Source organism: Mojavia sp. (genome assembly GCF_059505145.1).
Genome location: NZ_JCACKA010000018.1, coordinates 175,281 through 198,824, shown reverse-complemented (window position 1 = coordinate 198,824; position 23,544 = coordinate 175,281). Strand labels below are relative to the sequence as shown.

The following is a 23,544-nucleotide window of genomic DNA, read 5'->3' as shown; positions in this document are numbered from 1 at the left end:
CTGTCCTTCGTTATTTATTTTCTTTTATTAATGACTAATGACTAATGACTAATAACTACTAAGCTGATTCTGGCTTGGGTAATGAAGAAGGATGTACAAGCAGCTCGGCGGTTGAACGCTTCTCGACCATCTCACGCGTGACTGTGCAGCGAGTGACGTCCTTGCGAGATGGTAACTCGTACATTACATCCAACATTAGTTCTTCCACAATGCCCCGTAGCGCTCTCGCCCCAGTTTTGCGGCGGTAGGCTTCTTGAGCGATCGCCCGCAAAGCTTCTGGTTTAAAGTCTAATTGGACATTATCCATCTTCAGCAATTTCTGGTACTGCTTGACTAAGGCACTCCGCGGTTGAGTGAGAATTGCCATCAAAGCTTCTTCATCCAACGGATCTACCACGGCTACCATTGGTATCCGTCCAATAAATTCGGGAATCATGCCAAACTTCACCAAGTCATCTGGTTCTAGATAGCGGAGAGTATCTGCTGCCCGTTTCTCCTTCGTTTGTCCTTCTCCAGGTTGTACAAAGCCTATTGACTTTTTACCAACTCTCTGATCCACAACCTTCTCTAAGCCAACGAAGGCACCGCCACAGACAAACAGGATATTGCTGGTATCAATTTGGATACAGTCTTGATAGGGATGCTTGCGCCCTCCTTGGGGTGGTACATTAGCGATTGTCCCCTCCAACATTTTTAGCAAAGCTTGCTGTACACCTTCGCCAGAAACGTCGCGTGTAATCGAGGGGTTCTCACTCTTGCGCGCAATTTTGTCAATTTCATCAATGTAGATAATTCCCCGCTGTGCTTCCTCTACATCCAAATCTGCCACCTGCAAAAGCCGCAGCAAGATATTTTCCACATCTTCTCCCACATACCCAGCTTCCGTCAGAGTTGTAGCATCAGCGACGGCAAAGGGTACATCAAGGATTTTCGCTAGAGTTTGGGCTAATAAAGTTTTGCCACAGCCAGTTGGGCCAATTAACAGAATATTGGATTTTTGCAGTTCTACAACATCATCCGCTCCGGCTTTGCCATTGGCTTTAGACTGAAGTATTGCCAGCCGTTTGTAGTGATTGTAAACCGCGACTGACAGCACTTTCTTCGCTTCGTCTTGACCAATTACGTGTTCGTCTAGATATTTTTTAATCTCTCTGGGCTTGGGTATTTGATTAAAAGAGAGATTGGAAGAGCGGGTACGGCGTTTTTGAGGTGGTTCTGACCGTGGTGTTGGTTGCGACGCCGCTGCACCATTCGTGTCGAGTAACTCCTCATCTAGTATTTCATTACACAAGTCAACGCATTCATCGCAGATGTAGACTCCCGGCCCCGCGATTAATTTACGCACCTGCTCTTGAGACTTGCCACAAAAAGAACATTTTAAATGGGAGTCGTACTTAGACATACCAGCCTCTTATTTCAGAATGGTGACGTTTTCCCCTGCTGTGGGAATATTTTGCCTGGAAATTACCTGGTCGATCAAACCGTAATTCTTCGCCTCTTCTGCCGACATGAAAAAGTCGCGTTCCGTATCTGCTTCAATTCTTTCTAAGGGTTGACCAGTGTGCTGAGACAGTAACTGATTCAACTTAGCCTTAATATAAAGAATTTCTCTGGCTTGAATTTCTATATCGATGGCTTGACCTTGAGCACCACCAAGTGGTTGGTGAATCATGATCCGGGAGTCGGGTAGAGACATGCGCTTACCGGCAGCCCCTGCTGTTAACAAGAATGCCCCCATGCTCGCGGCTAGTCCAAAACAGATGGTAACAACATCGGGACGAATCTGCTGTATTGTATCATAGATTGCCATCCCTGCGTAGACTGAGCCACCAGGAGAATTAATGTACAGCTGAATGTCCTTTTCTGAGTCTTCCGCGTCTAGGAATAACAATTGGGCAACAATCGAATTGGCAACGGTGTCGTCTATTGGCGTTCCCAAAAAGATAATCCGCTCTCGCAGCAGGCGGGAGTAGATGTCGAATGCCCTTTCTCCCATCCCAGATTGTTCTACCACCATCGGCACGATGTTGTTTGGGCTGCTCAAGTGGGAGTTAATATTTGCTCGACTTAAACTGCTGATTGGGTAATTTCCCGACTGCGATACAAGCATAAAAAAACATTTGACAACTAAGTGGGACAGAGATTAAAGCAGCGATCGCTGCCTTTTGAACAAATTGAATTGCTATTTGACGTATGTGTTAACCATTATGCCTCATCTAAATTTTTCTCGTGTAACACACTATCTAGCCAAATCCGCAACAGATATTGTAATTTCTTTAACATCTCTTAACCATTGTACCCATTTTAGCGCTGAGTCCGCGCAGTGAGTTCAGCATTTTGGTAGAGTTAGCCCAACTCAGGTATCTGGCGTTGATCTACTCTCAAGGCGTTCCTGCACTGCGTACCAGAACCCTTAGGGTAAGATGCGCCCACAAGGGGATTGGCGGTTTTCACGCCACTTGCTACCCTGTGGGCATCTACAAGCTTGGCAACTGAACGCATGTGCTGAGTCTTGAGTGCTGAGTTCTAAGTAATAATTCCTCCCCTAGTCCCCAGCCCCCAGCCCCTCGCCCAAGCGTTTCTTTCTCATGCACGGTATGAAAATTTTTTCATTGGGACTGCGTATTCCATTACTCAGGATTAGTGGATTCCTCACTGGTGGTAGCTTCGCCAGTTTGTCCTTCGATGTCAGATACTACCTCTGACTCTACTGTTGTAGCTTCTGCTGCCTCTGGGGTACTCAAAGAGCCTTCGGGTACAAGTTCAACTGATGAGTGTGCTAACAGCCAATCGACGATTTTTTCGGTTGACAATTCGTTTTCCACAACTGAGTGCAGTCTTTCTTCGTCAATATCTTCTTGTGAGTACTGTTGCAACAGTTCTGTGACTCTAGCTTGAATTTCTTCAGGTGTCACCTGAATCGATTCACGTTTACTAATTTCCCGCAAAGCCAGAGAGCGCTTGAGGCGTTCAATTGCTTCATCACGCGATCGCGCCCGCAACTGCGGAATAATATCTTGAGTAAACAGCTTTTTGACATCAAGTCCTTGCTGAGAAAGCCGGATTGCTGTTTGTGTCAGCATCGCATCCACTTCTTGCTCAATTAAGGTTGCTGGCAAATCAACTTCCACGTGCTTGAGCAACTCAGCTAATAAAGCTTCCTGCTGATTTGCTTTGGTTTTGTCTAAAGCTTCTTTTTGATATCGCTGCTCTAAAGACGCACGCAACTCTTCTAAAGTATCGAAGTCGCTGACTTCCTGAGCAAAGTCATCATTTAACTCAGGTAGCTCTTTTTCCTTTAGTTCCTTGAGCGTCACAGTGAACACAGCTGGCTTGCCTGCTAACTCTTCATTAGCATAAGGGTCAGGGAACTGAGCCGAAATTTCTTTGGTTTCTCCCGGATTCATCCCGACTATCCCAGACACAAATCCTGGAATAAAGCGATCTTCGTATAACTCTACTTGAAAATCTGTCGCTTCTCCTCCGGGAATTGGTGTTGGTTCTGCGGTTTCGTCTTCACCCTCAGTTTTTGCCAGCACACCTTTAAAATCTAACACAGCGACATCGCCAATTTGAGCAGCACGCCCTTCTACAGGAATTAACGTCGCTAGTTCTTGGCGTTCCTTATCCAGGACTTCCTCTACGCGAGCTGGATCGTACTTGACTTCCTCAGCTTTGGCTTGCAAATCGGTGTACTGCGCTAGATGTATTTCTGGTTCTACATCAACAGCAGCAGAAAAAATCAGGGGTTGCCCTGGTTCATAATTATTAATTAATTCGTCAAAGGAGGAGCGCAACTGCGGTTGACCAATTGCTTGGATTGCTTCTTGTTTAACGGCTTTTTCGATCCCATCTTGAATGAGTTCTTCTAGGGCTGCTGCTTTGATGCGAGTAATGCCGAGGCGCTGGAGCAATATTTGCCGAGGCACCTTGCCTTTGCGAAACCCAGGAATATTTGCAGTACTAGCTAAGTTTTTAATTACCTGTTCGTAAGTTTGTTTGGTAATTTCCGGTGTAATCTCTATTTCCAGTCCAATTTGGCTGGCGGGAAGTTTTTCCTGGGTTACTTTCATGCTTCGTCTCTGTTTTCTGGTATTTTTGACTCCGAGTGCAGACAAGACGCGATTGTTCGCTTCTGTTCGTTGATGCTTTTTAGCTGGGATGGGAGATGTCCACAAGGCAGCATCAGCATCCGAAGGTGGATAAGTGCCTTTTAGCAGAGATCCAGTTTACTGCTAATGGCAAAGTACTTGACACTTTACCGCAATAACTTTCATCAGGCTGAATGCTACGTGGCAATCAATGCTTCGTAATTAAAAACCTGCTTAATCTTCTGCTGTTAAAGGTTTTTCGCTTAATACCTGGATGCTGGAAGTGGATTGGTGATGTGATCAGATGGGTGACACCGTGATATCCTGGTTTTCAACTAGGGATTTGGATTTCCAAGTTGTACCTCTGGATCTGACTGCCTTGCTGCATAGCTCGTTTTGTTATGTGCTGGTTTCATTTCATTTGGATCATAGTACATCCATAGTCTTGGCAACCCACCCTCAACAGACAAAATGTTTACTCTCTTGAGAAGTTAATACCCCTCAACAATGCCTAAGTGCAGATATATTCATTTTGTCGCTGGAGAATAGTTCGTTGTATAATAAACACGTTAATAAAAGTAACAAAAAATCACATAAAGCTGAAGGAAATTTAGGTAAAAATTTCTGGGTAAAGTAACATTACTTAACTTAATATGAGAAAAAAATATAATGTAATAAATTGAGATCAAGCAGTAAATTAAAAAAAAATTTATTAATGTTAATGTCTGCAACTCCTATTTAAATACGGATAATTTGTCAAAGAGTTCAATAAATTGCACATAACCTCTTAAAGGAGGAAGCTAGGTTGTCTAAATCCTATAGTGTAGCTATTTTGGGAGCAACTGGTGCGGTTGGCACAGAGTTGCTGGAATTACTGGAAAGTCGTAATTTTCCGGTATCTAATTTAAAACTGTTAGCCTCCCAGAGAAGTGTGGGGCGGACGCTGAGTTTTAAAGGAGAAAATTTACCAATAGAGGCAGTAAGCGATCGCGCCTTTGAAGGTGTAGATATAGTACTCGCTAGTGCAGGTGGTTCTACATCTAAAACTTGGGCAGCAACAGCGGTAGAAAAAGGCGCAGTGGTTATAGATAACTCCAGTGCCTTTCGGATGAAAAAGGAAGTTCCTTTGATAGTGCCAGAGGTAAATCCACAAGCCGCCGCTAATCATCAAGGCATTATTGCCAATCCCAACTGCACGACAATTTTAATGACAGTGGCACTATGGCCCTTGCATCAAGTCAAACCAGTGCAACGGATTGTGGCCGCCACCTACCAATCGGCAAGTGGGGCTGGAGCCAAAGCAATGGCAGAAGTAAAAACCCAAGCTAGCGCCATTTTACAAGGACAAACACCAGTTGCCGAAGTATTACCTTACCCGTTAGCGTTTAATTTATTTCCGCATAATTCCCCATTAAACGATGAGGGGTACTGTGAGGAAGAAATGAAAATGGTTAACGAAACACGGAAAATTTTTGGCACCGAACAAATAAGAATTACCGCTACCTGTGTGCGGGTTCCCGTACTCCGTGCCCACTCAGAAGCACTTAATATAGAATTTGAGACACCTTTTAGTCCAGATGAAGCTAGGGAAATTTTAAGTCGCTCTCCTGGTGTGAAATTGGTAGAAGATTGGAGAGCAAATTATTTTCCGATGCCAATTGAAGCAACTGGCCAAGATGAAGTTTTAGTGGGAAGAATTCGTCAGGATATTTCTCATCCATGTGGCTTAGAATTGTGGCTATGCGGTGACCAAATCCGTAAAGGTGCAGCTTTAAATGCAGTACAAATTGCTGAATTATTGGTAGAAAAAAATCTACTCAGACCAGCAATAGCATACGCTCCAAGTAAAAAAATCTAAAATGGTTGCGAACATTTGGTGAGCGAAAAGATACAGAAAAATTAAAGCAAATGTGCAGATTACGCTTGAAAGCAATTTGCAAATAGGTTATTAAAATAGAAAACCACCAAGACGCAAAAAACAAAAAGGGTAATCAGGAGTGAAAAGAGGGTGGGAGATTTTGGCAGAGTTTTAACCGCTATGATTACGCCGTTTAAAGAAGACGGCAGTGTCAACTATGATGTAGCGGCAGAACTAGCAGCACATCTAGCTAACAACGGTACAGATACACTGGTGGTGTGTGGTACAACAGGAGAATCCCCCACCCTGACTTGGGAGGAGGAATACCAGCTGTTTGTGGAAGTGTTGCAGACCGTAGCCGGAAAAGCCAAGGTGATAGCAGGCTGTGGTTCCAATTCTACAAAAGAAGCGATCACAGCTACCCAAAAGGCGGCTAAAATAGGAGTACACGGTTCTTTACAAGTTGTTCCTTATTACAATAAACCGCCGCAAGCAGGACTAGAAGCACACTTTCAGGCTATAGCACAAGCCTGTCCCGACCTACCGCTGTTGTTATACAATATTCCCGGTCGTACTGGTCAAAACCTTAGCTCACAAACAGTTGCCCGGTTAGCGGAGATTAACAATATTGTTGGGATAAAAGAAGCTAGTGGAAATTTAGACCAAGCGAGTGAAATTCGCCGCTTGACACCAAAAGAATTTCAGATTTACGCTGGAGATGATTCCTTAACCTTGCCCTTGCTAGCGATCGGAGCAAAAGGCGTGGTGAGTGTGGCTTCTCATCTGGTAGGAAATCAACTACAGCAGATGATCCAAGCTTTTAGTGTCGGTAAAACTCAAGTTGCCACTGAGATTCATCTTCAACTGTTCCCATTGTTTAAAGCTTTATTTTTAACTACAAATCCGATTCCAGTTAAAAAAGCGCTAAAACTTCAAGGTTGGGAGGTTGGTTCAACTCGTCCGCCGCTATGCGAAGCTGATTCAGAAGTCAGCCATAAGTTAGAGGTGGTTCTTAAAGAACTTAGTTTAATCTAAGCACCAAGTTTTCAGCGCTTGCAAGCTTTTAATAGCTAAAGATACATAAAAAAATGGGTATAATTTTTACCAGGTTGCACTTGAAATGGCTGTGCTACTACTGAATAGATATACTATAAATCCTTCAGCGTAAAGCCCATATTTCCCATATTTTTTATTGAACAAAAAATTGAACATTTAATTCAAACTTGGCTGCTTTCAGAGTTAATTCATAGACAGCTAATGTTGTCTTTAATACAAAAAAGCTAACTTTTAACTGATTAACCACAAACAACAATCTAAGGAGAAAATGGCTAAAAACGAAGCTAACTCCGCCCTAAAAATTATTCCGTTGGGCGGTTTACATGAAATTGGTAAAAATACCTGTGTTTTCGAGTACGAGGACGAAATTATCCTGTTAGATGCAGGTTTAGCTTTTCCTACACAGGGAATGCATGGTGTAAATATTGTCCTGCCCGATATGTCGTATCTACGGGAAAACCGCCATAAAATTAAAGGTATGGTCGTTACCCATGGGCACGAAGATCATATCGGTGGCATCGCTTTTCACCTTAAGCAATTAGAAATCCCCGTAATTTACGGCCCCAGGCTAGCAATGGCAATGCTAGAAGGGAAATTGGAAGAAGCAGGGGTACGCGATCGCACTGAATTAAGATCGGTCTTACCCCGCGATGTAGTCAGAATTGGTAAATCCTTCTTTGTTGAATACATTCGCAACACCCACTCTATCGCTGATAGCTTTACTGTTGCTATTCATACACCACTAGGAATAGTCATCCACACTGGAGATTTTAAAATTGACCACACGCCAGTCGATGGTGAGAAATTCGACTTACAACGCCTAGCGGAACACGGTGAAAAAGGCGTGCTTTGTCTGTTGAGTGATTCAACTAACTCAGAAGTACCCGGATTCACTCCTTCTGAACGCTCCGTGTATCCCAATCTTGACCGGGTATTCTCTCAAGCCACTGGACGGCTATTTGTCACCACTTTTGCTTCCAGCGTGCATCGCATCAACATGATTTTGGATCTGGCGCAGAAGCACAACCGCACAGTAACGGTTGTAGGGCGTTCGATGTTGAATTTGATTGCCCACGCCCGTAATTTGGGTTATATCAAGTGTCCAGATAATCTGCTGCAACCGTTGCACACTGTCCGCAATATGTCAGATGAGAAGGTGCTGATTCTCACTACTGGCTCTCAAGGGGAACCGATGTCAGCAATGACACGCATTGCTAATAAAGAGCATCCTCACATCAAAATCCGTGAAGGTGATACGGTTGTCTTCTCTGCAAATCCTATTCCCGGAAATACGATCGCCGTTGTAAATATCATAGATAAATTGATGCTCCAAGGGGCAAAAGTAATCTATGGTCGAGACAAAGGAATTCACGTCTCCGGTCACGGCTGTCAAGAAGACCAAAAACTGATGATTGCCTTAACTCGGCCTAAGTTTTTCGTGCCATTTCACGGCGAACATCGGATGTTGGTCAAGCACGCAGAAACGGCTCAGAGTATGGGCATTCCCGCAGAAAACATGATCGTTATCCAGAATGGCGATATCGTGGAATTGACAGAAGATTCCATCCGCGTCGGCGGTAAAGTCCCATCTGGTATTGAACTAGTAGATACAACTAGTTCTGGTATGGTCAGTGCCAAAGTCTTGCAAGAACGGCAACGCATGGCTTCCGAAGGTATTGTCACTATTGCCGCCGCCATCGATTGGAATGGTAAATTGTTGGCAAAGCCAGAAATTCATCTTCGTGGTGTAGTGACAAGCATCGAGCGATCGCTTCTGCAAAAATGGGTACAACAGCGAATTGAAGAAATACTGGGCGTGCGCTGGTCAGAATTTACCCAACCCAGTGAAGGCGAGCAATTAGAGGTAGATTGGGGTGGATTGCAAGAAACTTTAGAGCGAGAATTGCAACGCTCCATCCGTCGGGAATTACAATGTCAACCAACTGTGACATTGTTGATGCAAATTCCTGATGAGCCGCCTGTAAAAGTTGCCGATGGTAGAAGACGCCGCACTCGTACTGCTGCTCAGGTAGCATCGTAAGGAATTTCAGATAAATAATCTCGCGCAAAGACGCAAAGACGCAAAGTTTTTCTGAGCGTTTTTGCGTTTTGGAGTAAGTATTTAAAGAAAAATAGCGTTGCAGAGAAAGCGCGATGATTTATCTCACGCAGAGGCGCAAAGGCGCAGAGAGTATGAGGAGTTTTCAATCTCAACACATCAATTTTTTTATTCCTTGTTTGTGCCAACACCGAAAAATAAATTTCTCTTTTAATATTGCTATTAAGTAATTTTAGAAATATCTTAGTATTGTTAATGTTATATAATTTACACAGAGTTTTTAATGTCTAAACCTAATCCTAACTTTCATACTGTCAAACAAGATGGAACCATTAATTTGCACTCTAACCATTTAGGTGATGTTCTAGATGTTGGTATAGACCTAGCAAAACGCCGATTTTATGGTGTTAAACTAGATGGTTTTCGTATAGAAGATGACGGTGATTGTGGAAATGATATTGCTCAACCAGTAATGCTTTACAACATGAATTATCATTTTGAAACAAATACTTGGAGATTTAAATATCATCTTAGAGGCAAAAAGGAAGCTGACGGAAAAGAAGGTTTTAAAACAGCAAGAGAAGCATGGTTATATAGAGAAGCATTAATTGCTGGTGGTATAGCTGAAAGATAAAAATCCTAGTAGCTAATTCTTTATAATAAAAGCCCTAGTAGCTATAAACTGCTAGGGTCTTTTATTCTTATACGTTTATTAGACAACTAATTATTCTTTAATTGGCCTCTATATTTTCTAGCTAATTTAATTACAAAACCACTTCTTGCTATCAAACTTAAAATACTTGATGGTTCTGGTACTCCTTCAGAAGCTTGAGAGAAAGCTGTTGAGGCAGGAAAGAACTACTTTCAGTGAATGCACAGATAAGCTATAATTAAAGTACACAACGTAAGTGGCAACCCAAAACGCAAATGTTCCCAAAAGGTTAGCTTGTAACCTAAATCATTAGCGGCTTCTACAACTATTAGATTGGCGACTGAGCCAAATAAAGTCAGATTACCCGCAAGCGTTGATGCAGCGGCTAGCAACAGCCAAGGCTGGGTATCACCCTTAGAAATTAAGGGTTGCAGTAGTAGGACAGCCGGGACATTAGAAATCAGATTAGACAAGATAGCTGTCACTCCTAATAGACCAACAGAAGAGTTGACAGCATAAGTGAATGGCTGCAATAAATTCAACTTCTGCGTCACTTTAGTTAAAATAAACAGTCCAGAAAACATCACCAGCAAATTCCAATCAACTTTTTTAAGAATGCGCTGTGGTTTGATGCGTCGAGTAATCAATAACAAACTAGCAGCAACTAAAGCAGACTCCGCTAGAGGTAAGCCAAGAGCAAAGGCAATGAGTAATCCTGTGGTGATGACTAATGTTTTATTAAACAAAGGTTGGTAAATCCAATGATTTCCATCAACTTTCTGCTGACAAGGTTGGATGGAACGTACATCTGGATAAAGTAACCATAGCAATCCTAGCTGAATCACTAAACCAGTTAAGGCTACTGGGACAAGTGCGCGCAGAAAATCTAGGTAAGGAATGCCTGAAAAGGAACCAATTAAGATATTTTGGGGATTACCGCTGAGAGTGCAAACAGAGCCGATATTAGTTGCACCAGCGATCGCTAATAAATAAGGTACAGGATTCAAACCCAAAGCTTGAGTCAGACTCAATGTCAGGGGTGTGAAAATCAGCGCTATGGTGTCATTGAGAAAAAAGGCAGAAAGAATACCACTTCCAAAGGTTAAGGCAATCAACAAGCCTAGAGGACTGCTGGTAAAACTCAAAAGTATTGATAGCGATCGCCTGAAAAACCCGGCATAGGCTAAGTTAGCGTTAACCACCATCATGCTTAGTAAAAATATGATGGTGTTGACATCAATTGCCTGCCATGCCTCCTGCAAATTCACAGCACCCAAAGCAATTAAAAAGGCAGACCCAACTAGGGCAATGGTGGCACGGTTCATGCGTAAACCAGGAATGTAGCCGAATGCCAACCCCAGGTAAGTTATTCCTAACACGCCATAGATTGCCAGGTGGAGAACAATCACTTTAGTTACTGAGTCATTGATAGCAGTAATGTCTCATACTAATTCCCCATGCAAATTAAAAACACAACCGCTTATTACTTGTGTCCCCCTACCCAATAGCGCCATGCTACCTACCCGTTATCAGAGCGAAGTGTCAGGAGGCATAGGCTGCTTAGGGTGTAGAGTTTTAGCTCCTAAATACTTGTTCTCACCAAAAATGCTGGTAAGAATAGTAAATATTAAGTTTTGTAAATTATATCAAAAAATCTACCCAAAGGCGGATGTCTTCACTAGAATTTAAACTGTGTGAAGTTATGAACAAGATCGGATTATTACACTTCCGATTCCAGGGAAATTGCGTTTAACTTAACGTAGTTATAAATAAGTTCTGAATCAAGTGGCTACGGATAATCTCAGATGGCATTTTAGTCAGAACACTATTTTTCCGGGAAAGGTCGTTCCCAATATGTATATGTTCATCGACAAGGTGAATACCCTCAATTAAATCGAGGAGTAACCATGAAGGTATCTGATAATACCACAAAAAGAATTTTTCTTGCAAGCTGGGTTTCTATCAATCAAGCAGAAGCCAGTAACGCTCATGTAACCCAGCTACACGGTTCCGCTGCCAAAACTTACTATGACATTCTCCAACCCCTCCGGCAGCGAGTAGACGGAATTCAAGTGCGCGATCGCCAATTAGCTCATCGCTTGTGTAAAGTGATTCCTTCTCAGTGTCCCTTTGAGCGCGATGTTAAATTATTCGGCAAAACCGTATTTCACATTCCACCAATGTGTAAGCTCAACCCCTTGTATGAAGAAGTAGTGAGCTTACGTTTTCGAGCGCTATGCTATCTAGCTGATGAATGTGGAGAAGATGTATCCCAGTACTGCTAATAGAGAGTGCTGAGTTCTGAATTGTGAGTTTCAAGTCAAAAGTCCAGAGTTAAGAGCAACCGCCTTTGACTCTTGACTAATGACTAATAACTAATTTTTAATTCGTTTTACCTGCCATTTTTGGATTGCTTCTTGAGCATCTTCATAAGCAGATGTCATCTCTGGCACTAAAGCAGCCGTTTCAATTGCTGCATTGAGTTCTCCTTGTCCAGCACGGCTTTTTGCTAGATCTAAAATTTTTTCACTCCATTTATTAATTGATTTTTGTGCCATATCAAAGCCTGGTTGGCCTGGTGGAACTTTCTTAGCAACTTCGATCGCGCGATTGTAAGTAGATGCCTGTCTTGGCTGAATTAAAGCATTAGCCGCATCTAAAAGAGTTGTGTTGCTTACATACTGCTTGGCCTCTAGCCGCCACTGATTTATAAGTGCTTGTGCTTTGGCATAAAGTGGTTCTTCTTTGGTAATTAATTGAGCCGCAGCAACAGCATTTGCATACTGTCTTTGTTTAGCACGACCCTCTGCTAAATCTAAAATCATGCGGCTCCAAATCTTAATATCTTCTTGAGCTTGTTCGTAAAGCGGTTCACCTGGATTAATTTTGCGAGCAGTTGCGATCGCCAAGCTCAAATCGCTAGCTTGGGTTTCTCTTAGCGACATTTTCGCTAAGTCTAATACTGCTTGGTTCCGCTTTTGTGACTCAAAACTGACCTGAGTTTGCGAACTTGATGGTTTTGTTTGTTGAGTTGGTGCGGTGGAATTGGAGACGGAGCGAGGATTGGGTAAAGTCTTGAGTGTCCCATTAGGAGCAGTGTTAGGTGACGTCCTTAATACTTCCTGAACTCCAAATTTTGATTGATTGCGAAGAAAAACTAACGCAATTAAACCTGCTATTAATATGCAGCCTCCACCCCACCATAAAAACTGTTTCCACAATGGGATTTTTGTCTGAGTTGTTGGCGATCGCGAAATGTAAGGTTGGGAAGCATCAGGAATAAACCTTTCCTCTGTAGTCACTTCTGGGGAAGGTAAGAATCTTTGAGGTTGCTGTTGTAAGTTTTGATTTGGGGGAAGAAGCGGCTTGGAGGCTAGTTCAGAAGACGAGCCTGGGAATTGACCTTTGGAGTTATCGGCCTCTAGTAGCAAATTTGCAGCTTTCATCTGCTCTGAGTTAGGGCTGACGGTAGTTTCCACTCCTTGGGCTTCTCCCCGTGTGCCTGTTGTGTGCGACTTTGCTGAGGTGTCAGGGAAATTATTTTCCAGAGAGGGAGCTTTCCGTACCACAGCAAAGGATTCTTCTGGAAAAATAACGGCATCTTCTTCGTTATTCACCGAGATGCTATTGGTTTTTGCCTCTGGTGGTGGCAAGATGGCTTGCGGCTTAGATGGGATAACGGCGATCGGGTTTTGTATCGGTCGCCAATGATGTTGACATAATTCTGGGGTAAGAATGCTCAGGTAGCTCTCTAGCCTTGTTAAGCTACTGCCATAACCGGAACGCAAAGCTGCTAGCAACGCTGCTGTGAAGAATCCGTGGCCTAGTTCTCTGCTTTCATGGGAAAATTGTTCTGGTTGGCAGGAAAGAATTGTTGCAAATTGAAGTTCTTGAGCAAGTTCTAGTGTTTCTTGCCCAACGGGAGCATCCGCTTGGGTTCCAAAAGCGCGGTTGATATCGAACAGTAGCAATACATTTAAATTGGCAAATTGCAGACTTTGCATCAGCGATCGCACTTCTATGCCAGTCTCCTGCACAAGATCAGGATTACCTTCCACTGGCATTAAGTAATCTTGGCCTTTGTAGTTGATTCCATAACCGCTAAAGAATAACCACAGATGGTCTTGCGGTTGCCAACATCCTGCTGCCAAATCTTCTAGCAGCAGCAGAATATTTTCTTTAGTTGGATAAGTTGATCTACCTTCAATTGGTGGGGATGTATCTGTCATCAGCAGGCAGCGTTGAGGCATAAAACCTGCTTCTTTCACCAAAAAATCCTTTAGCGCCTCGGCATCTGCTTGGGCACAACCTAAAGGTTGAAATAAATGATATTGATTGATGCCAATAGTGATTGCCCAGTAATTTGCCATCCCGCTCTTTGTCGGTTGTTGTTTACTTGCCTAAAAATGCGGTTGGCTTTGCTGAAGAAACAAAGCTAACCTATGTCTTATAGTCTAGGAGATTCCTATTGACTTCAAATTTTATGTAATTTTTACTACATAAATTAACCGGAAAATACTTTCACTCAATTTTAATCAGTAAGGAGCTAGAAGGTCATGAGTAGAAGTGTTGCTCATCAACCATCATCGATCATTGTCTTTTCAGTTATTAGCCAACTTGCCACCAAAATCCGGATAATTCCTTTAGTAGTTTTGCTCTTTTCTGCTGTTCCTGTGTGGTTTACGTGTGAAGCGATCGCTCCCCAAGTTGTGCGAGCTTACACCGCTAGAGTTGATCTGGCAATCGACCGGATACCGGACGAAACCTACGAAACCATACTCCGCAGAGCAGAAGCGGCAGCAAGAGCAGCAGCTCAACGTAGCTTCGATCAAGATATCTTGGTAACAGATGTATCAGTGATGGTAACCGTACAAAGTCAGGGAGCGATCGCACCAGTCTTGACTTTAGACGTTAGCCGTCCGCAATGGCGTAATCGCCCAGATCCCCAACGTTGGGCAACTTACTTCAAAACAGCGCGATCGCTACTGTTGTTTGAAGCAAATCTCAATCCAGGTCAAGCAGGTACTACCAAGTAGCTCAAAGACCCTTTTTTTAGGGGCTGGAGATTAGGGACTAGGAACTGGGGACTGGGGACTGGGGATTGGGCGCTGGGGACTGGGGGCTAGGGACTGGGCAATTTACCTAATACCCAATACCTAATACCCCTTCGGGTATCTCCTTTGGAGACGCTGCGCGAACGCAGTCGCTCATGGGGCAGCCCTGCGGTGGACGGGTTCCCCGGCATAAAGCAACTGGCGTGGAAACCCCCAAGACCGCGCTGTCTCCCCAATCCCCAATCCCCAATCCCCAATCCCCAATCCCCAATACCCAATTTCCAATTCCCTATTGTTGCCAGTGTCAGTGGATGGCTTAGAATAAAAAGGTTGTCAAGAATTGCGATATCCGCTATCATGGCTGTTCCTAAGAAGAAAACATCTAAGTCCAAACGAGATAAACGCCGAGCTACCTGGAGACATAAAGCTGCCGTTGAAGCTCAAAAAGCTCTCTCACTAGGCAAGTCGATTTTGACTGGACGCTCTACATTTGTCTATCCAACTGCTGAAGACGAGGAAGAGGAAGAATCATAGTTTCTTAGTCAGAAAAAGCACGAACAGCGCTGCTATATAAGCGCTTCATCGCTGCTTTTCTGATTGCTTTATGAGTAAGTCAGTAGTCTTTAAAAGCTCATCCAACTGAGCAGAAATTGGCAATAGGTAATTGGGATCACCCAATTAACTATTACCGATAGGCGGTACTCAAATAACCTATAAAAAGTAAGATATCGAAATTTCCTAACTTTTTATTCAACATAATTGATTTTTTGTGTCCTCCTGAGGATAGCGTCGATGCTCACATCCTTAGATAATTATCCTTAGAGACCAATTATCTTGAAAAAAGTGATTTTTCTAAGATTATGTTAGGAAAATTTTTTCGCAAACCACAGGAGGAAGAAAGCGATCGCGTCCCTCCCGGACAATATTTGACAAAGGGGTTCCCTGTTTTAACTTATGGTGCAACTCCTCCAGTCAACATAGAAGAATGGGAGTTTCGGGTTTGGGGTTTGGCAAAACCTGCCACTTTTACCTGGTCAGACTTTATAGCACTACCTCAGCACGAGTTTACAGCAGATTTTCACTGTGTAACGCGCTGGTCTAAACTCGATGTCAAGTGGACTGGCATTAAGGTGACAGATTTTATGGGTTTGATTGAGGTAGATCCCGAAGCAGCCCATGTTATGGAACACTGCTACGGCGGCTACACCACTAACATCTCAATCGAAGATTTTGTGCGTGAAGAAAATTTCTTTGCTTTCAAAGTATTTGGTGAGCCGTTACCAGCAGAACACGGTGGGCCGATGCGGTTGGTTGTTCCTCATCTTTACGCTTGGAAAAGTGCCAAGTGGATCAATGGTTTAGAGTTTCTCAATCGTGAGGAACTAGGTTTTTGGGAGCGTAATGGCTACCACCGCCGTGGCGAACCTTGGGCGGAGGAGCGTTACAGCAGCATTTGAGAATTTTAATAGAATTGAACAATGGCTAAATAGCGCAATTAACTATTAATAATTCACCACAATAATTACCCAATAAGTCGCTTGAGAAAAGACAATTTGTCTTTATAGGGAGCGTACCGCCATTTTAAATCTAGCAAGAAGGAGTTGTGCAAGACACTTTTGCTATGGGAAAAGGTGTCGAAACTAGCTTTACCATGATAGCTGCCAATACCACTATCACCCACACCACCAAATGGTAACGATGAAACTCCACATTGCATAACTGTGTCATTAATACAAACTCCACCGGAAGAAGTTTCCTGCAAAACTCGCGTTTGCAGGTTTTTATTTTGCGTAAATAAGTACAAAGCTAAAGGTTTTGGTCGAGAGTTAATGAAGGCGATCGCTTCTGTGATATCCCTATATTCAATTATCGGCAGAATCGGGCCAAAAATTTCCTCTTGCATGATGGGATCATCTAAGGCGACGTTATCAATAACGGTGGGAGCAATATAACGCTCTGAAGAATTAGTATCTCCGCCTACCAAAATTTCCCCATTTTTAAGGAAATTGACTAATCTATCAAAGTGTTTTTGACTGATAATCCTGGCATAATCAGGACTGCTACCAGGATTATCACCATAGAATTCGTTGATGGTTTTTTTCAGACCATCTACTAAGTTTGTTTTGATTTTATTGTTTACTAAAATATAGTCAGGGGCAATACAAGTTTGCCCAGCATTAATAAATTTGCCCCAGGTAATTCGCTTGACGGTGTGTTCGAGATTAATTTCAGTATCTACAATACAAGGGCTTTTGCCACCTAATTCTAAAGTAACTGGTGTGAGGTGTTTTGCCGCCGCTTCCATGACAATTTTACCCACATTTGTACCACCAGTAAAAAAGATATAGTCATACTTCTCTACTAGTAGCTTTTGGCTTGTTTCTACGCCACCTTCTACCAGGACAATATATGCTGGATCAAAATATTTAGAAAATATCTCAGCCAGAAGGCTAGAAGTATGGGGCGCAAGTTCTGAAGGTTTAAGAATTGCACAGTTACCTGCGGCGATCGCACCTATTAATGGTGAGATAATTAGCTGAAATGGATAATTCCAAGCACCGATAATTAAAATAATCCCTAACGGTTCTGGATAAATACGTGCTGAATATTGAAGAAATTCAAGAGGAACTGCGGCTTTTTGGGGTTTAGTCCAAGATTTGATATTTTTGATGGCATAATCAATTTCCTTAATGACGAAAATTTCGGTAGCGTAAGCTTCAAATTCTGGTTTATTTAAATCTGCTTTTAATGCTTGGATAATTGCTTGTTCATTTTCCTGAATTGCCTGCTTGAGAGTTTTTAGTTGTGCAATCCGAAAAGCAACATCTTTAGTTTTACCAGTTTGAAAAAAATCACGCTGCTTACTATTAATATTAGCCACAGGCAACGATAATTCAGTAATCATATTTTTTACCTTTGTACAATTGCTGATTTTATGGCAATAAATTTTTTATGATTTTACTGCTTAGTATTTTTTACAGGAGGCTAGTTGCAAGTAAAGTCTGGTTGTCTGAAATTTAAGCAGTCTAAATACAGCATTTTTTCACGATTGAATAGGTAGCAGGACAATGAAGTTACTACCTTGACCGGACTGGGATTTGACAAAAATACTACCTTGATGTGCCTCGACAATTCGACGCGAAAGGTACAATCCTAAGCCACTACCAGAACTCTTGTGGCTTCCTTGGCGAAATCTTTCAAATAAAGTGGTTTGTTCTTCAGCAGGAATACCGGGGCCTGTGTCTGCTACCTCAATGATAATGGACTGACTGGAAGTAAGATTATTAGCATCAGAATAGTAGCTTTTGCCGCTCTCAAGTGTTGAAGTAAAGCGGATAGTTACTGAACCGGAGTCAGTAAATTTGATAGCATTACCTATGAGGTTAGTGAATAAGCGATGCAGTTCTAAGCGATCGCCCATAACTGTACTGCTGGTTAACTCTTCATTAACCTCCAAATTCATTGACAGTGCTTTGGCTTGAGCTAAAGGTGATAATTCACCCACTACCTCGTCTAGCAACTGACGGAGATTAACTGGTTGAAATGCCAAGGTTTTGCGCCCTGCTTCAAAGCGATAAACTTCTAATAAGGTGTTCACCATAGAAAGCAGGTTGGTATTGCTGCGAGCCATGATGGTGATCACCTCTTGCATTTGAGAGGATAACTCACCCAAAGCACCCTGCTGAAACAGCATCAGTACGCGATCGGCTGCTACTAAAGGCGTGCGTAAATCGTGGGTAAGGCGGGAGACAAAATCTTCGCGTTGACGGGCAATCTCATCACGTTCATCTATACTGTGTTTCAACCGTAAGAGCGATCGCACGCGTGCTAACAATTCATCTACCGTTACAGGCTTGCGAATAAAATCATCAGCACCCAAGTCTAATCCTTTAGCGACATTAGGCGCATCGTGGGCAGTAATTAGCAGTATCGGGATGTATTCCTGCATTGAAGTATTGTCACGGATACGCCTAGTAACTTCGTAACCATCCATTCCTGGCATCATCAGATCCAGCAATACCAAATCGCAAGGAGAAGCTTCTAGTTGTGCTAATGCCGAAGCACCATTTTCTGCTGTGCTAATTGTGTAGCCTTCTTCCTCCAAAATGGTTTTGATTAAAAACACGTTATCTGGAGAATCATCTACAACCAAAATTTTGTCAGAGCGAGAAGTTTGTGAATTCATGTAGCAATTGGGTATAGGTAAAATTTAATTTTTATAATCTTAGTTGTACATCAATTGCCTTTCTAATTTCTTGGCTTTACCTCCAATTCAAAAAAATTATTTAGGCAAAAATAGAAAGAAATTGTTAAATTTTTTCATATTTAATTTAGCTCATTTTTATTGCTCAAATAATTACTAACCAATTGAATCATGGTTGGTTAGCTTTTAGAACTCAATTATTCCATTCAATATGTTATAAGCAACAGGCAGTATTTCTGCTCTGCAAATGAATAGCAAGAGTAGGTGTCCTATTTTAAGGGTGATGCATGGACGCAGGTTTGGCGTACACCTCAGTGAAGCTGTTACGCCTGGTCATGCTCTCCCTCTTTGATACTAACCGCTAGTTTCTGAATTATTCTCTTGTGCTGACTCAGGTAGATATTTTAGAGGTGTTTTGACCAAAATCCAATCGAGATAGAGTAGGAGAACCTGCATTTTCAGCGATCGCTTGAGGCGTTGGAAGTTTTTATCTTTCAGCACCCAAGCCCAAAATTTTTCTAGCAATAGCCCAAGGATAATTTCCACAGACTTATTGAGAATGAGGGGAATTAGTGGGTCAACAATCAACCTCTAGATTCACCTGTCACTTGCTTGGGTGATGGACATGATGGTGTTTGGAAGATTATCAGCGAGATTGCCCCAAACTCTGAGCGGCGAGAAATTCTTGACTGGTATCATTTGATGGAAAATCTACATAAGGTGGGTGGGTCAGTTAAACGTTTGCGTCAAGCCCGAACGCAACTCTGGCATGGACTTGTCGATGCTGCGAGCGCATTGTTTACCGATCTCACTACCAAACCCGCTCAAAATTTTATCAATTACCTTAACAAGCATTGTCACCGCATCGTCAACTACCAGTACTATCAGGCAGAGCAGATTTGTTCGATTGGCTCCGGTTTTGTTGAATCTGCTGTTAAACAAATTGACCGACGCACCAAAATCTCCGGTGCTCAGTGGAATAAGGAAAATGTTCCTCAAGTTTTGGCTCACCGTTGTGCATATCTTAATGGATTGCTGACTATCTCATCTAAACCAAAAAGGTGACATGCTCCCACTCATCCCTCAATTGCTTTTGATAATCCAAAGGGTCTTGAGTTAGTTGAATGACACCCGCATATTTGTTTAAATTGAACTTTTCTTCTTGTTGTAATTGATAAGCCTCTAATATCTTTTCAATTTTCTCCCAGTCCTGATAATCAATTAAAACCGCTACCGGACGCATGGCTTCATCAGTCACAATTTTATTTTTAAAAGGTAGCATGAATCTATACATCAAATGCAATGTTTAGCTATTTGATCGTAACTCCAAAATCAAAAATATTTGCCGACAAGTATCTGTTTGCCTTAAAGCGTTTTATTTGGCGATAAGTTACTAGCCGCCGAAACTTCATCAATCAGAGTTACACTCATTCTCCAGAAGTGAGATTTTCTAATAGTTGTTGAAATTCGGCGATCGAAGCAATTGCGATCGCTCTTTTAAGAAGCGTTTTTAATACTGCTGGTTCTTCTATCCCATTGATAATTTCCACAATAGCGCTTGGCACTTCTCCAAACCGCGTCTCTAGAACTTCAATCACGCTTTCTCTGGCATTTTGGAGAATTCCTTCCTCAATACCTTCTTCTTTTGCTAATCGTTCAATACTAGTTACGTACCGCATTCTATTTGCCTCCTCGTAATTTCTCACTTCTGTTTTGAAACTACTTGCCAATTCTTTTGGTAAAACCATCACCCAGTCGATAAACCGGAATAGTTCTTGTATATCTTCCCGGCTATATCCGCTTTCAAATAGTCGTCTGACTAAGCTTAGTTTCCACTGTAGCCGACTTTCTGGGTTTCGTTGCGTGGCTTTAGTTTTGAGATGGGCCATCACTATTATCCCAAAGGGGTTGGTGGTTTGCTCTAGGGTTTCCCATGTTTGTTCATAGTCCAGTAACTTCGCTATGGGAAACTCTAAGCTGACGCGACATCCCCCCAGTTGATAGCTGTAGCTGGAGGGTCGCCAATTTACTTGTTCATCGGCTAAAACTGCCAAGCTGATGACTCGCTTTTTATGGCGGTCAAACAAGCGGTAATTGTAGGTGTACATCCGTTCAGCAAATTGGCTGTCATATTGTCCTTGGACTTCCACGTGAACCAATACCCAAGCTTCTTCGCCGTCAAGTAACCAAACTTTGGCAACTTTATCAACGAAACGCCGCCCAATTTCAGCATCCGGTTCTAGCTGTTGGAGTTCTGTGTCTAAAAATTCATAAGGTCGTGTCCAGTCAATCGCATCGTAAGCTAGGGTGAAAAAGAATTCCAGAAAGCGGGGAAAATAAAGCTCAATGATTTCTTTCCAAGGACTATCGTAATCGGTAGATTGCTCGGTCATGGATTAAAACAAAAAGTATCTTTGGGCCATAGGTAAAACTGTCGCTGGTTCACAAATCAACAATTCGCCATCGGCCCTGACTTCATACGTTTCTGGATCTACTTCAATATGAGGTAGTACATCATTCAGCTTCAAATCCCGCTTACTTAATTGGCGTGTCCCGGAAACTGCAACGGCTGATTTTCGCAAACCCAATTGGCTGGGAATCTCCGTTTCTAACGCGGCTTGGGAAACAAAGGTTAAGGATGTAGCGTGACGCGCACCACCAAAGCTGCCAAACATCGGTTGCATATGCACTGGTTGCGGTGTGGGAATACTGGCGTTAGCGTCACCCATTTGCGACCATGCAATCATCCCACCTTTAATGACTATCTCTGGCTTCACACCAAAAAACGCTGGACGCCACAAACACAAATCTGCAAGTTTCCCCTCTTCCACTGACCCTACATACTGGGCAATTCCGTGAGTAATGGCTGGGTTAATAGTGTACTTGGAAACATATCTTTTTGCCCGAAAATTGTCTGCTCTTTGCTCTTGGGCTTGTGGGTTAAGGATTCCCCGTTGCACCTTCATTTTGTGAGATGTCTGCCAGGTGCGAATTATTACTTCCCCAACCCGCCCCATTGCTTGGGAATCGGAAGCAATCATGCTAAACGCGCCTAAATCATGCAAAATATCTTCGGCGGCAATGGTTTCCCGGCGGATACGAGACTCAGCAAAGGCGACATCTTCGGCGATCGCTGGATCGAGATGATGGCATACCATCAGCATATCCAGGTGTTCGTCCAAGGTATTGAGGGTGTAAGGGCGTGTGGGGTTGGTGGAAGATGGGAGAACATTAGCCTCGCCACAAACTTTGATAATATCTGGTGCGTGTCCACCGCCTGCGCCTTCAGTGTGGTAGGTGTGGATGGCACGATTTTTAAAAGCTGCGATCGTATCTTCGACAAATCCGGCTTCGTTGAGGGTGTCGGTGTGAATTGCCACCTGCACATCATATTCATCAGCAACGCTGAGACAAGTATCAATAGCTGCGGGTGTTGTTCCCCAGTCTTCATGCAGCTTTAACCCCATTGCGCCAGCCGCTACTTGTTCTACAAGTCCTTGGGGTTGGCTGGCGTTACCTTTACCTAAAAATCCTAAGTTGACAGGAAACGCATCAGCGGCTTGCAACATCCGGTACATATTCCAAGGGCCTGGGGTGCAGGTGGTGGCGTTTGTACCTGTAGCTGGGCCAGTACCACCGCCAATCATCGTAGTAATACCAGAGGCGATCGCAACTTCAATTTGTTGGGGGCAAATAAAATGAATATGGCTGTCGATACCCCCAGCCGTGAGAATCATCCCTTCCCCAGCTAAGGCTTCGGTTCCAGGGCCAATAATAATATCTACATTATTTTGAATATAAGGATTGCCGGCTTTACCAATTTTAAAAATTTTACCGTCTTTAATACCGATATCGGCTTTGACTACACCCCACCAATCGAGAATCAAAGCATTAGTAATTACTAAATCTACTGCACCATCAGCGTTAGAAATGGGGGATTGTCCCATCCCATCTCTAATGACTTTACCGCCACCAAATTTAACTTCATCGCCATAGGTAGTAAAGTCTTGTTCAACTTCAATAAATAATTCTGTATCAGCAAGCCGGACGCGATCGCCTACTGTTGGGCCATAGGTTTCTGCATAAGCACGGCGATCCATTCTATAAGGCATAATACATTCCTGGTAAGTGAGAGTAGAATTGAGTTTAAACGCAAAGGGGCGCAGAGGTACGCGCAAAGGTTCGCAGAGGATGGATGAGAATGATTTGAGTGGGGCAATAATTGGTTGTGGTATGCGAGTACATACGGCGTTGGGGCCAGGGTTGTTGGAGTCAGCTTATGAGGAGTGTTTGTATTATGAATTGAAGAAGAGGGGATTTAATGTTGGTAAACAAGTTCCCGTACCGTTGGAATATGAAAAAGTGCAATTAGATTGTGTTTATCGATTAGATTTAATAGTAGAAAATAAAGTAATTATTGAAGTTAAATCTGTAGAATCTATCCACCCAATTCACTCCGTACAACTTTTAACTTATCTCAAACTAACTAATTGTAAACTCGGTCTTATTCTCAACTTTAACGTTCTCCACCTCAAAGAAGGCATCAAACGTGTAGCCAATAAACTCTAAC

22 protein-coding genes and 1 pseudogene are annotated in these 23,544 nt (G+C 42.8%); 10 read left to right on the top strand and 13 right to left on the bottom strand.

Features of this window, described 5'->3' with window-relative positions; genetic code table 11:
• Window positions 1–58 precede the first annotated feature (58 nt).
• The 4 genes from clpX to tig all read right to left on the bottom strand — a co-directional run bounded on the left by clpX (window position 59) and on the right by tig (window position 4,073).
• The gene (gene clpX, locus AC5JL8_RS02535) at window positions 59–1,402 is read right to left on the bottom strand and encodes an ATP-dependent protease ATP-binding subunit ClpX (RefSeq protein WP_495878198.1); all 1,344 of its coding nucleotides are present in this window, start codon (window positions 1,400–1,402) and stop codon (window positions 59–61) included.
• A gap of 9 nt (window positions 1,403–1,411) precedes the next feature.
• Complete coding sequence (clpP, locus tag AC5JL8_RS02530) at window positions 1,412–2,110, bottom strand: ATP-dependent Clp endopeptidase proteolytic subunit ClpP (protein ID WP_495878197.1); 699 nt, start codon at window positions 2,108–2,110, stop codon at window positions 1,412–1,414.
• A gap of 236 nt (window positions 2,111–2,346) precedes the next feature.
• Window positions 2,347–2,502: a hypothetical protein gene (locus AC5JL8_RS02525; RefSeq protein WP_495878196.1), complete on the bottom strand. Its 156-nt coding sequence runs from the start codon at window positions 2,500–2,502 to the stop codon at window positions 2,347–2,349.
• A gap of 128 nt (window positions 2,503–2,630) precedes the next feature.
• Window positions 2,631–4,073, bottom strand: a complete 1,443-nt coding sequence (tig, locus tag AC5JL8_RS02520) for a trigger factor (RefSeq protein WP_495878195.1) — start codon at window positions 4,071–4,073, stop codon at window positions 2,631–2,633.
• Window positions 4,074–4,896: 823 nt separating this feature from the next.
• On the opposite strand from tig, the gene AC5JL8_RS02515 reads away from it, so the two are divergent.
• The 4 genes from AC5JL8_RS02515 (at window position 4,897) to AC5JL8_RS02500 (ending at window position 9,698) form a co-directional block, all read left to right on the top strand.
• Window positions 4,897–5,949, top strand: a complete 1,053-nt coding sequence (locus AC5JL8_RS02515; protein WP_495878194.1) for an aspartate-semialdehyde dehydrogenase — start codon at window positions 4,897–4,899, stop codon at window positions 5,947–5,949.
• A gap of 150 nt (window positions 5,950–6,099) precedes the next feature.
• The gene (gene dapA / locus AC5JL8_RS02510) at window positions 6,100–6,984 is read left to right on the top strand and encodes a 4-hydroxy-tetrahydrodipicolinate synthase (protein ID WP_495878193.1); all 885 of its coding nucleotides are present in this window, start codon (window positions 6,100–6,102) and stop codon (window positions 6,982–6,984) included.
• Window positions 6,985–7,273: 289 nt separating this feature from the next.
• Window positions 7,274–9,046, top strand: coding sequence for a ribonuclease J (locus tag AC5JL8_RS02505; RefSeq protein WP_495878192.1), 1,773 nt, complete (start codon window positions 7,274–7,276; stop codon window positions 9,044–9,046).
• Window positions 9,047–9,347: 301 nt separating this feature from the next.
• The gene (locus AC5JL8_RS02500; protein ID WP_495878191.1) at window positions 9,348–9,698 is read left to right on the top strand and encodes a hypothetical protein; all 351 of its coding nucleotides are present in this window, start codon (window positions 9,348–9,350) and stop codon (window positions 9,696–9,698) included.
• Between the two features lie 230 nt (window positions 9,699–9,928).
• Here AC5JL8_RS02500 and AC5JL8_RS02495 read toward each other — a convergent pair whose 3' ends face one another.
• Window positions 9,929–11,125: an anion transporter gene (locus tag AC5JL8_RS02495; protein ID WP_495878190.1), complete on the bottom strand. Its 1,197-nt coding sequence runs from the start codon at window positions 11,123–11,125 to the stop codon at window positions 9,929–9,931.
• 498 nt (window positions 11,126–11,623) lie between these two features.
• Here AC5JL8_RS02495 and AC5JL8_RS02490 point away from each other — a divergent pair, with 498 nt between their 5' ends.
• On the top strand, window positions 11,624–12,001 hold the full coding sequence (locus AC5JL8_RS02490; RefSeq protein WP_495878189.1) for a Mo-dependent nitrogenase C-terminal domain-containing protein: 378 nt from the start codon (window positions 11,624–11,626) through the stop codon (window positions 11,999–12,001).
• A 90-nt stretch (window positions 12,002–12,091) separates the two neighbouring features.
• Here AC5JL8_RS02490 and AC5JL8_RS02485 read toward each other — a convergent pair whose 3' ends face one another.
• Entirely contained in the window at window positions 12,092–14,086 is a 1,995-nt protein-coding gene (locus AC5JL8_RS02485; protein WP_495878188.1) for a caspase family protein, read from the bottom strand.
• Window positions 14,087–14,272: 186 nt separating this feature from the next.
• On the opposite strand from AC5JL8_RS02485, the gene AC5JL8_RS02480 reads away from it, so the two are divergent.
• Window positions 14,273–14,752, top strand: coding sequence for a hypothetical protein (locus AC5JL8_RS02480; protein ID WP_495878187.1), 480 nt, complete (start codon window positions 14,273–14,275; stop codon window positions 14,750–14,752).
• A gap of 86 nt (window positions 14,753–14,838) precedes the next feature.
• On the opposite strand, the gene AC5JL8_RS02475 is transcribed toward AC5JL8_RS02480, so the two are convergent.
• On the bottom strand, window positions 14,839–15,129 hold the full coding sequence (locus tag AC5JL8_RS02475) for a hypothetical protein (protein WP_495878186.1): 291 nt from the start codon (window positions 15,127–15,129) through the stop codon (window positions 14,839–14,841).
• Here AC5JL8_RS02475 and rpmF point away from each other — a divergent pair.
• Window positions 15,128–15,304 carry a 50S ribosomal protein L32 gene (rpmF, locus tag AC5JL8_RS02470; protein WP_495878185.1) on the top strand — a complete coding sequence of 59 codons (177 nt, stop codon included), beginning with the start codon at window positions 15,128–15,130 and terminating at the stop codon, window positions 15,302–15,304. The two genes, AC5JL8_RS02475 and rpmF, sit on opposite strands and share 2 nt — an antisense overlap.
• A 326-nt stretch (window positions 15,305–15,630) precedes the next feature.
• Window positions 15,631–16,227 carry a sulfite oxidase-like oxidoreductase gene (locus tag AC5JL8_RS02465; protein ID WP_495878184.1) on the top strand — a complete coding sequence of 199 codons (597 nt, stop codon included), beginning with the start codon at window positions 15,631–15,633 and terminating at the stop codon, window positions 16,225–16,227.
• Window positions 16,228–16,292: 65 nt separating this feature from the next.
• Here AC5JL8_RS02465 and AC5JL8_RS02460 read toward each other — a convergent pair whose 3' ends face one another.
• The 3 genes from AC5JL8_RS02460 to AC5JL8_RS02450 form a co-directional block, all read right to left on the bottom strand.
• Window positions 16,293–17,675 carry an aldehyde dehydrogenase gene (locus tag AC5JL8_RS02460; RefSeq protein WP_495878183.1) on the bottom strand — a complete coding sequence of 461 codons (1,383 nt, stop codon included), beginning with the start codon at window positions 17,673–17,675 and terminating at the stop codon, window positions 16,293–16,295.
• A 138-nt stretch (window positions 17,676–17,813) separates the two neighbouring features.
• Window positions 17,814–18,956, bottom strand: coding sequence for a hybrid sensor histidine kinase/response regulator (locus AC5JL8_RS02455; RefSeq protein WP_495878182.1), 1,143 nt, complete (start codon window positions 18,954–18,956; stop codon window positions 17,814–17,816).
• A gap of 372 nt (window positions 18,957–19,328) precedes the next feature.
• On the bottom strand, window positions 19,329–19,562 hold the full coding sequence (locus tag AC5JL8_RS02450) for a hypothetical protein (protein ID WP_495878181.1): 234 nt from the start codon (window positions 19,560–19,562) through the stop codon (window positions 19,329–19,331).
• Between AC5JL8_RS02450 and AC5JL8_RS02445 the strand changes: the two are divergent.
• Window positions 19,548–20,039: pseudogene (locus tag AC5JL8_RS02445) on the top strand (ISKra4 family transposase); the annotation flags it as partial. The gene AC5JL8_RS02450 and the pseudogene AC5JL8_RS02445 sit on opposite strands and share 15 nt — an antisense overlap.
• Here AC5JL8_RS02445 and AC5JL8_RS02440 read toward each other — a convergent pair.
• The 3 genes from AC5JL8_RS02440 to ureC form a co-directional block, all read right to left on the bottom strand.
• On the bottom strand, window positions 20,023–20,256 hold the full coding sequence (locus AC5JL8_RS02440; RefSeq protein ID WP_495878180.1) for a RelB antitoxin-like protein: 234 nt from the start codon (window positions 20,254–20,256) through the stop codon (window positions 20,023–20,025). The pseudogene AC5JL8_RS02445 and the gene AC5JL8_RS02440 sit on opposite strands and share 17 nt — an antisense overlap.
• Window positions 20,257–20,401: 145 nt before the next feature.
• Complete coding sequence (locus AC5JL8_RS02435; protein ID WP_495878179.1) at window positions 20,402–21,367, bottom strand: RpnC/YadD family protein; 966 nt, start codon at window positions 21,365–21,367, stop codon at window positions 20,402–20,404.
• A 3-nt stretch (window positions 21,368–21,370) separates the two neighbouring features.
• Window positions 21,371–23,086 carry an urease subunit alpha gene (gene ureC / locus AC5JL8_RS02430; protein ID WP_495878178.1) on the bottom strand — a complete coding sequence of 572 codons (1,716 nt, stop codon included), beginning with the start codon at window positions 23,084–23,086 and terminating at the stop codon, window positions 21,371–21,373.
• Window positions 23,087–23,165: 79 nt separating this feature from the next.
• On the opposite strand from ureC, the gene AC5JL8_RS02425 reads away from it, so the two are divergent.
• Window positions 23,166–23,543: a GxxExxY protein gene (locus AC5JL8_RS02425; RefSeq protein ID WP_495878224.1), complete on the top strand. Its 378-nt coding sequence runs from the start codon at window positions 23,166–23,168 to the stop codon at window positions 23,541–23,543.
• The last annotated feature ends 1 nt before the right edge of the window (window position 23,544 follow it).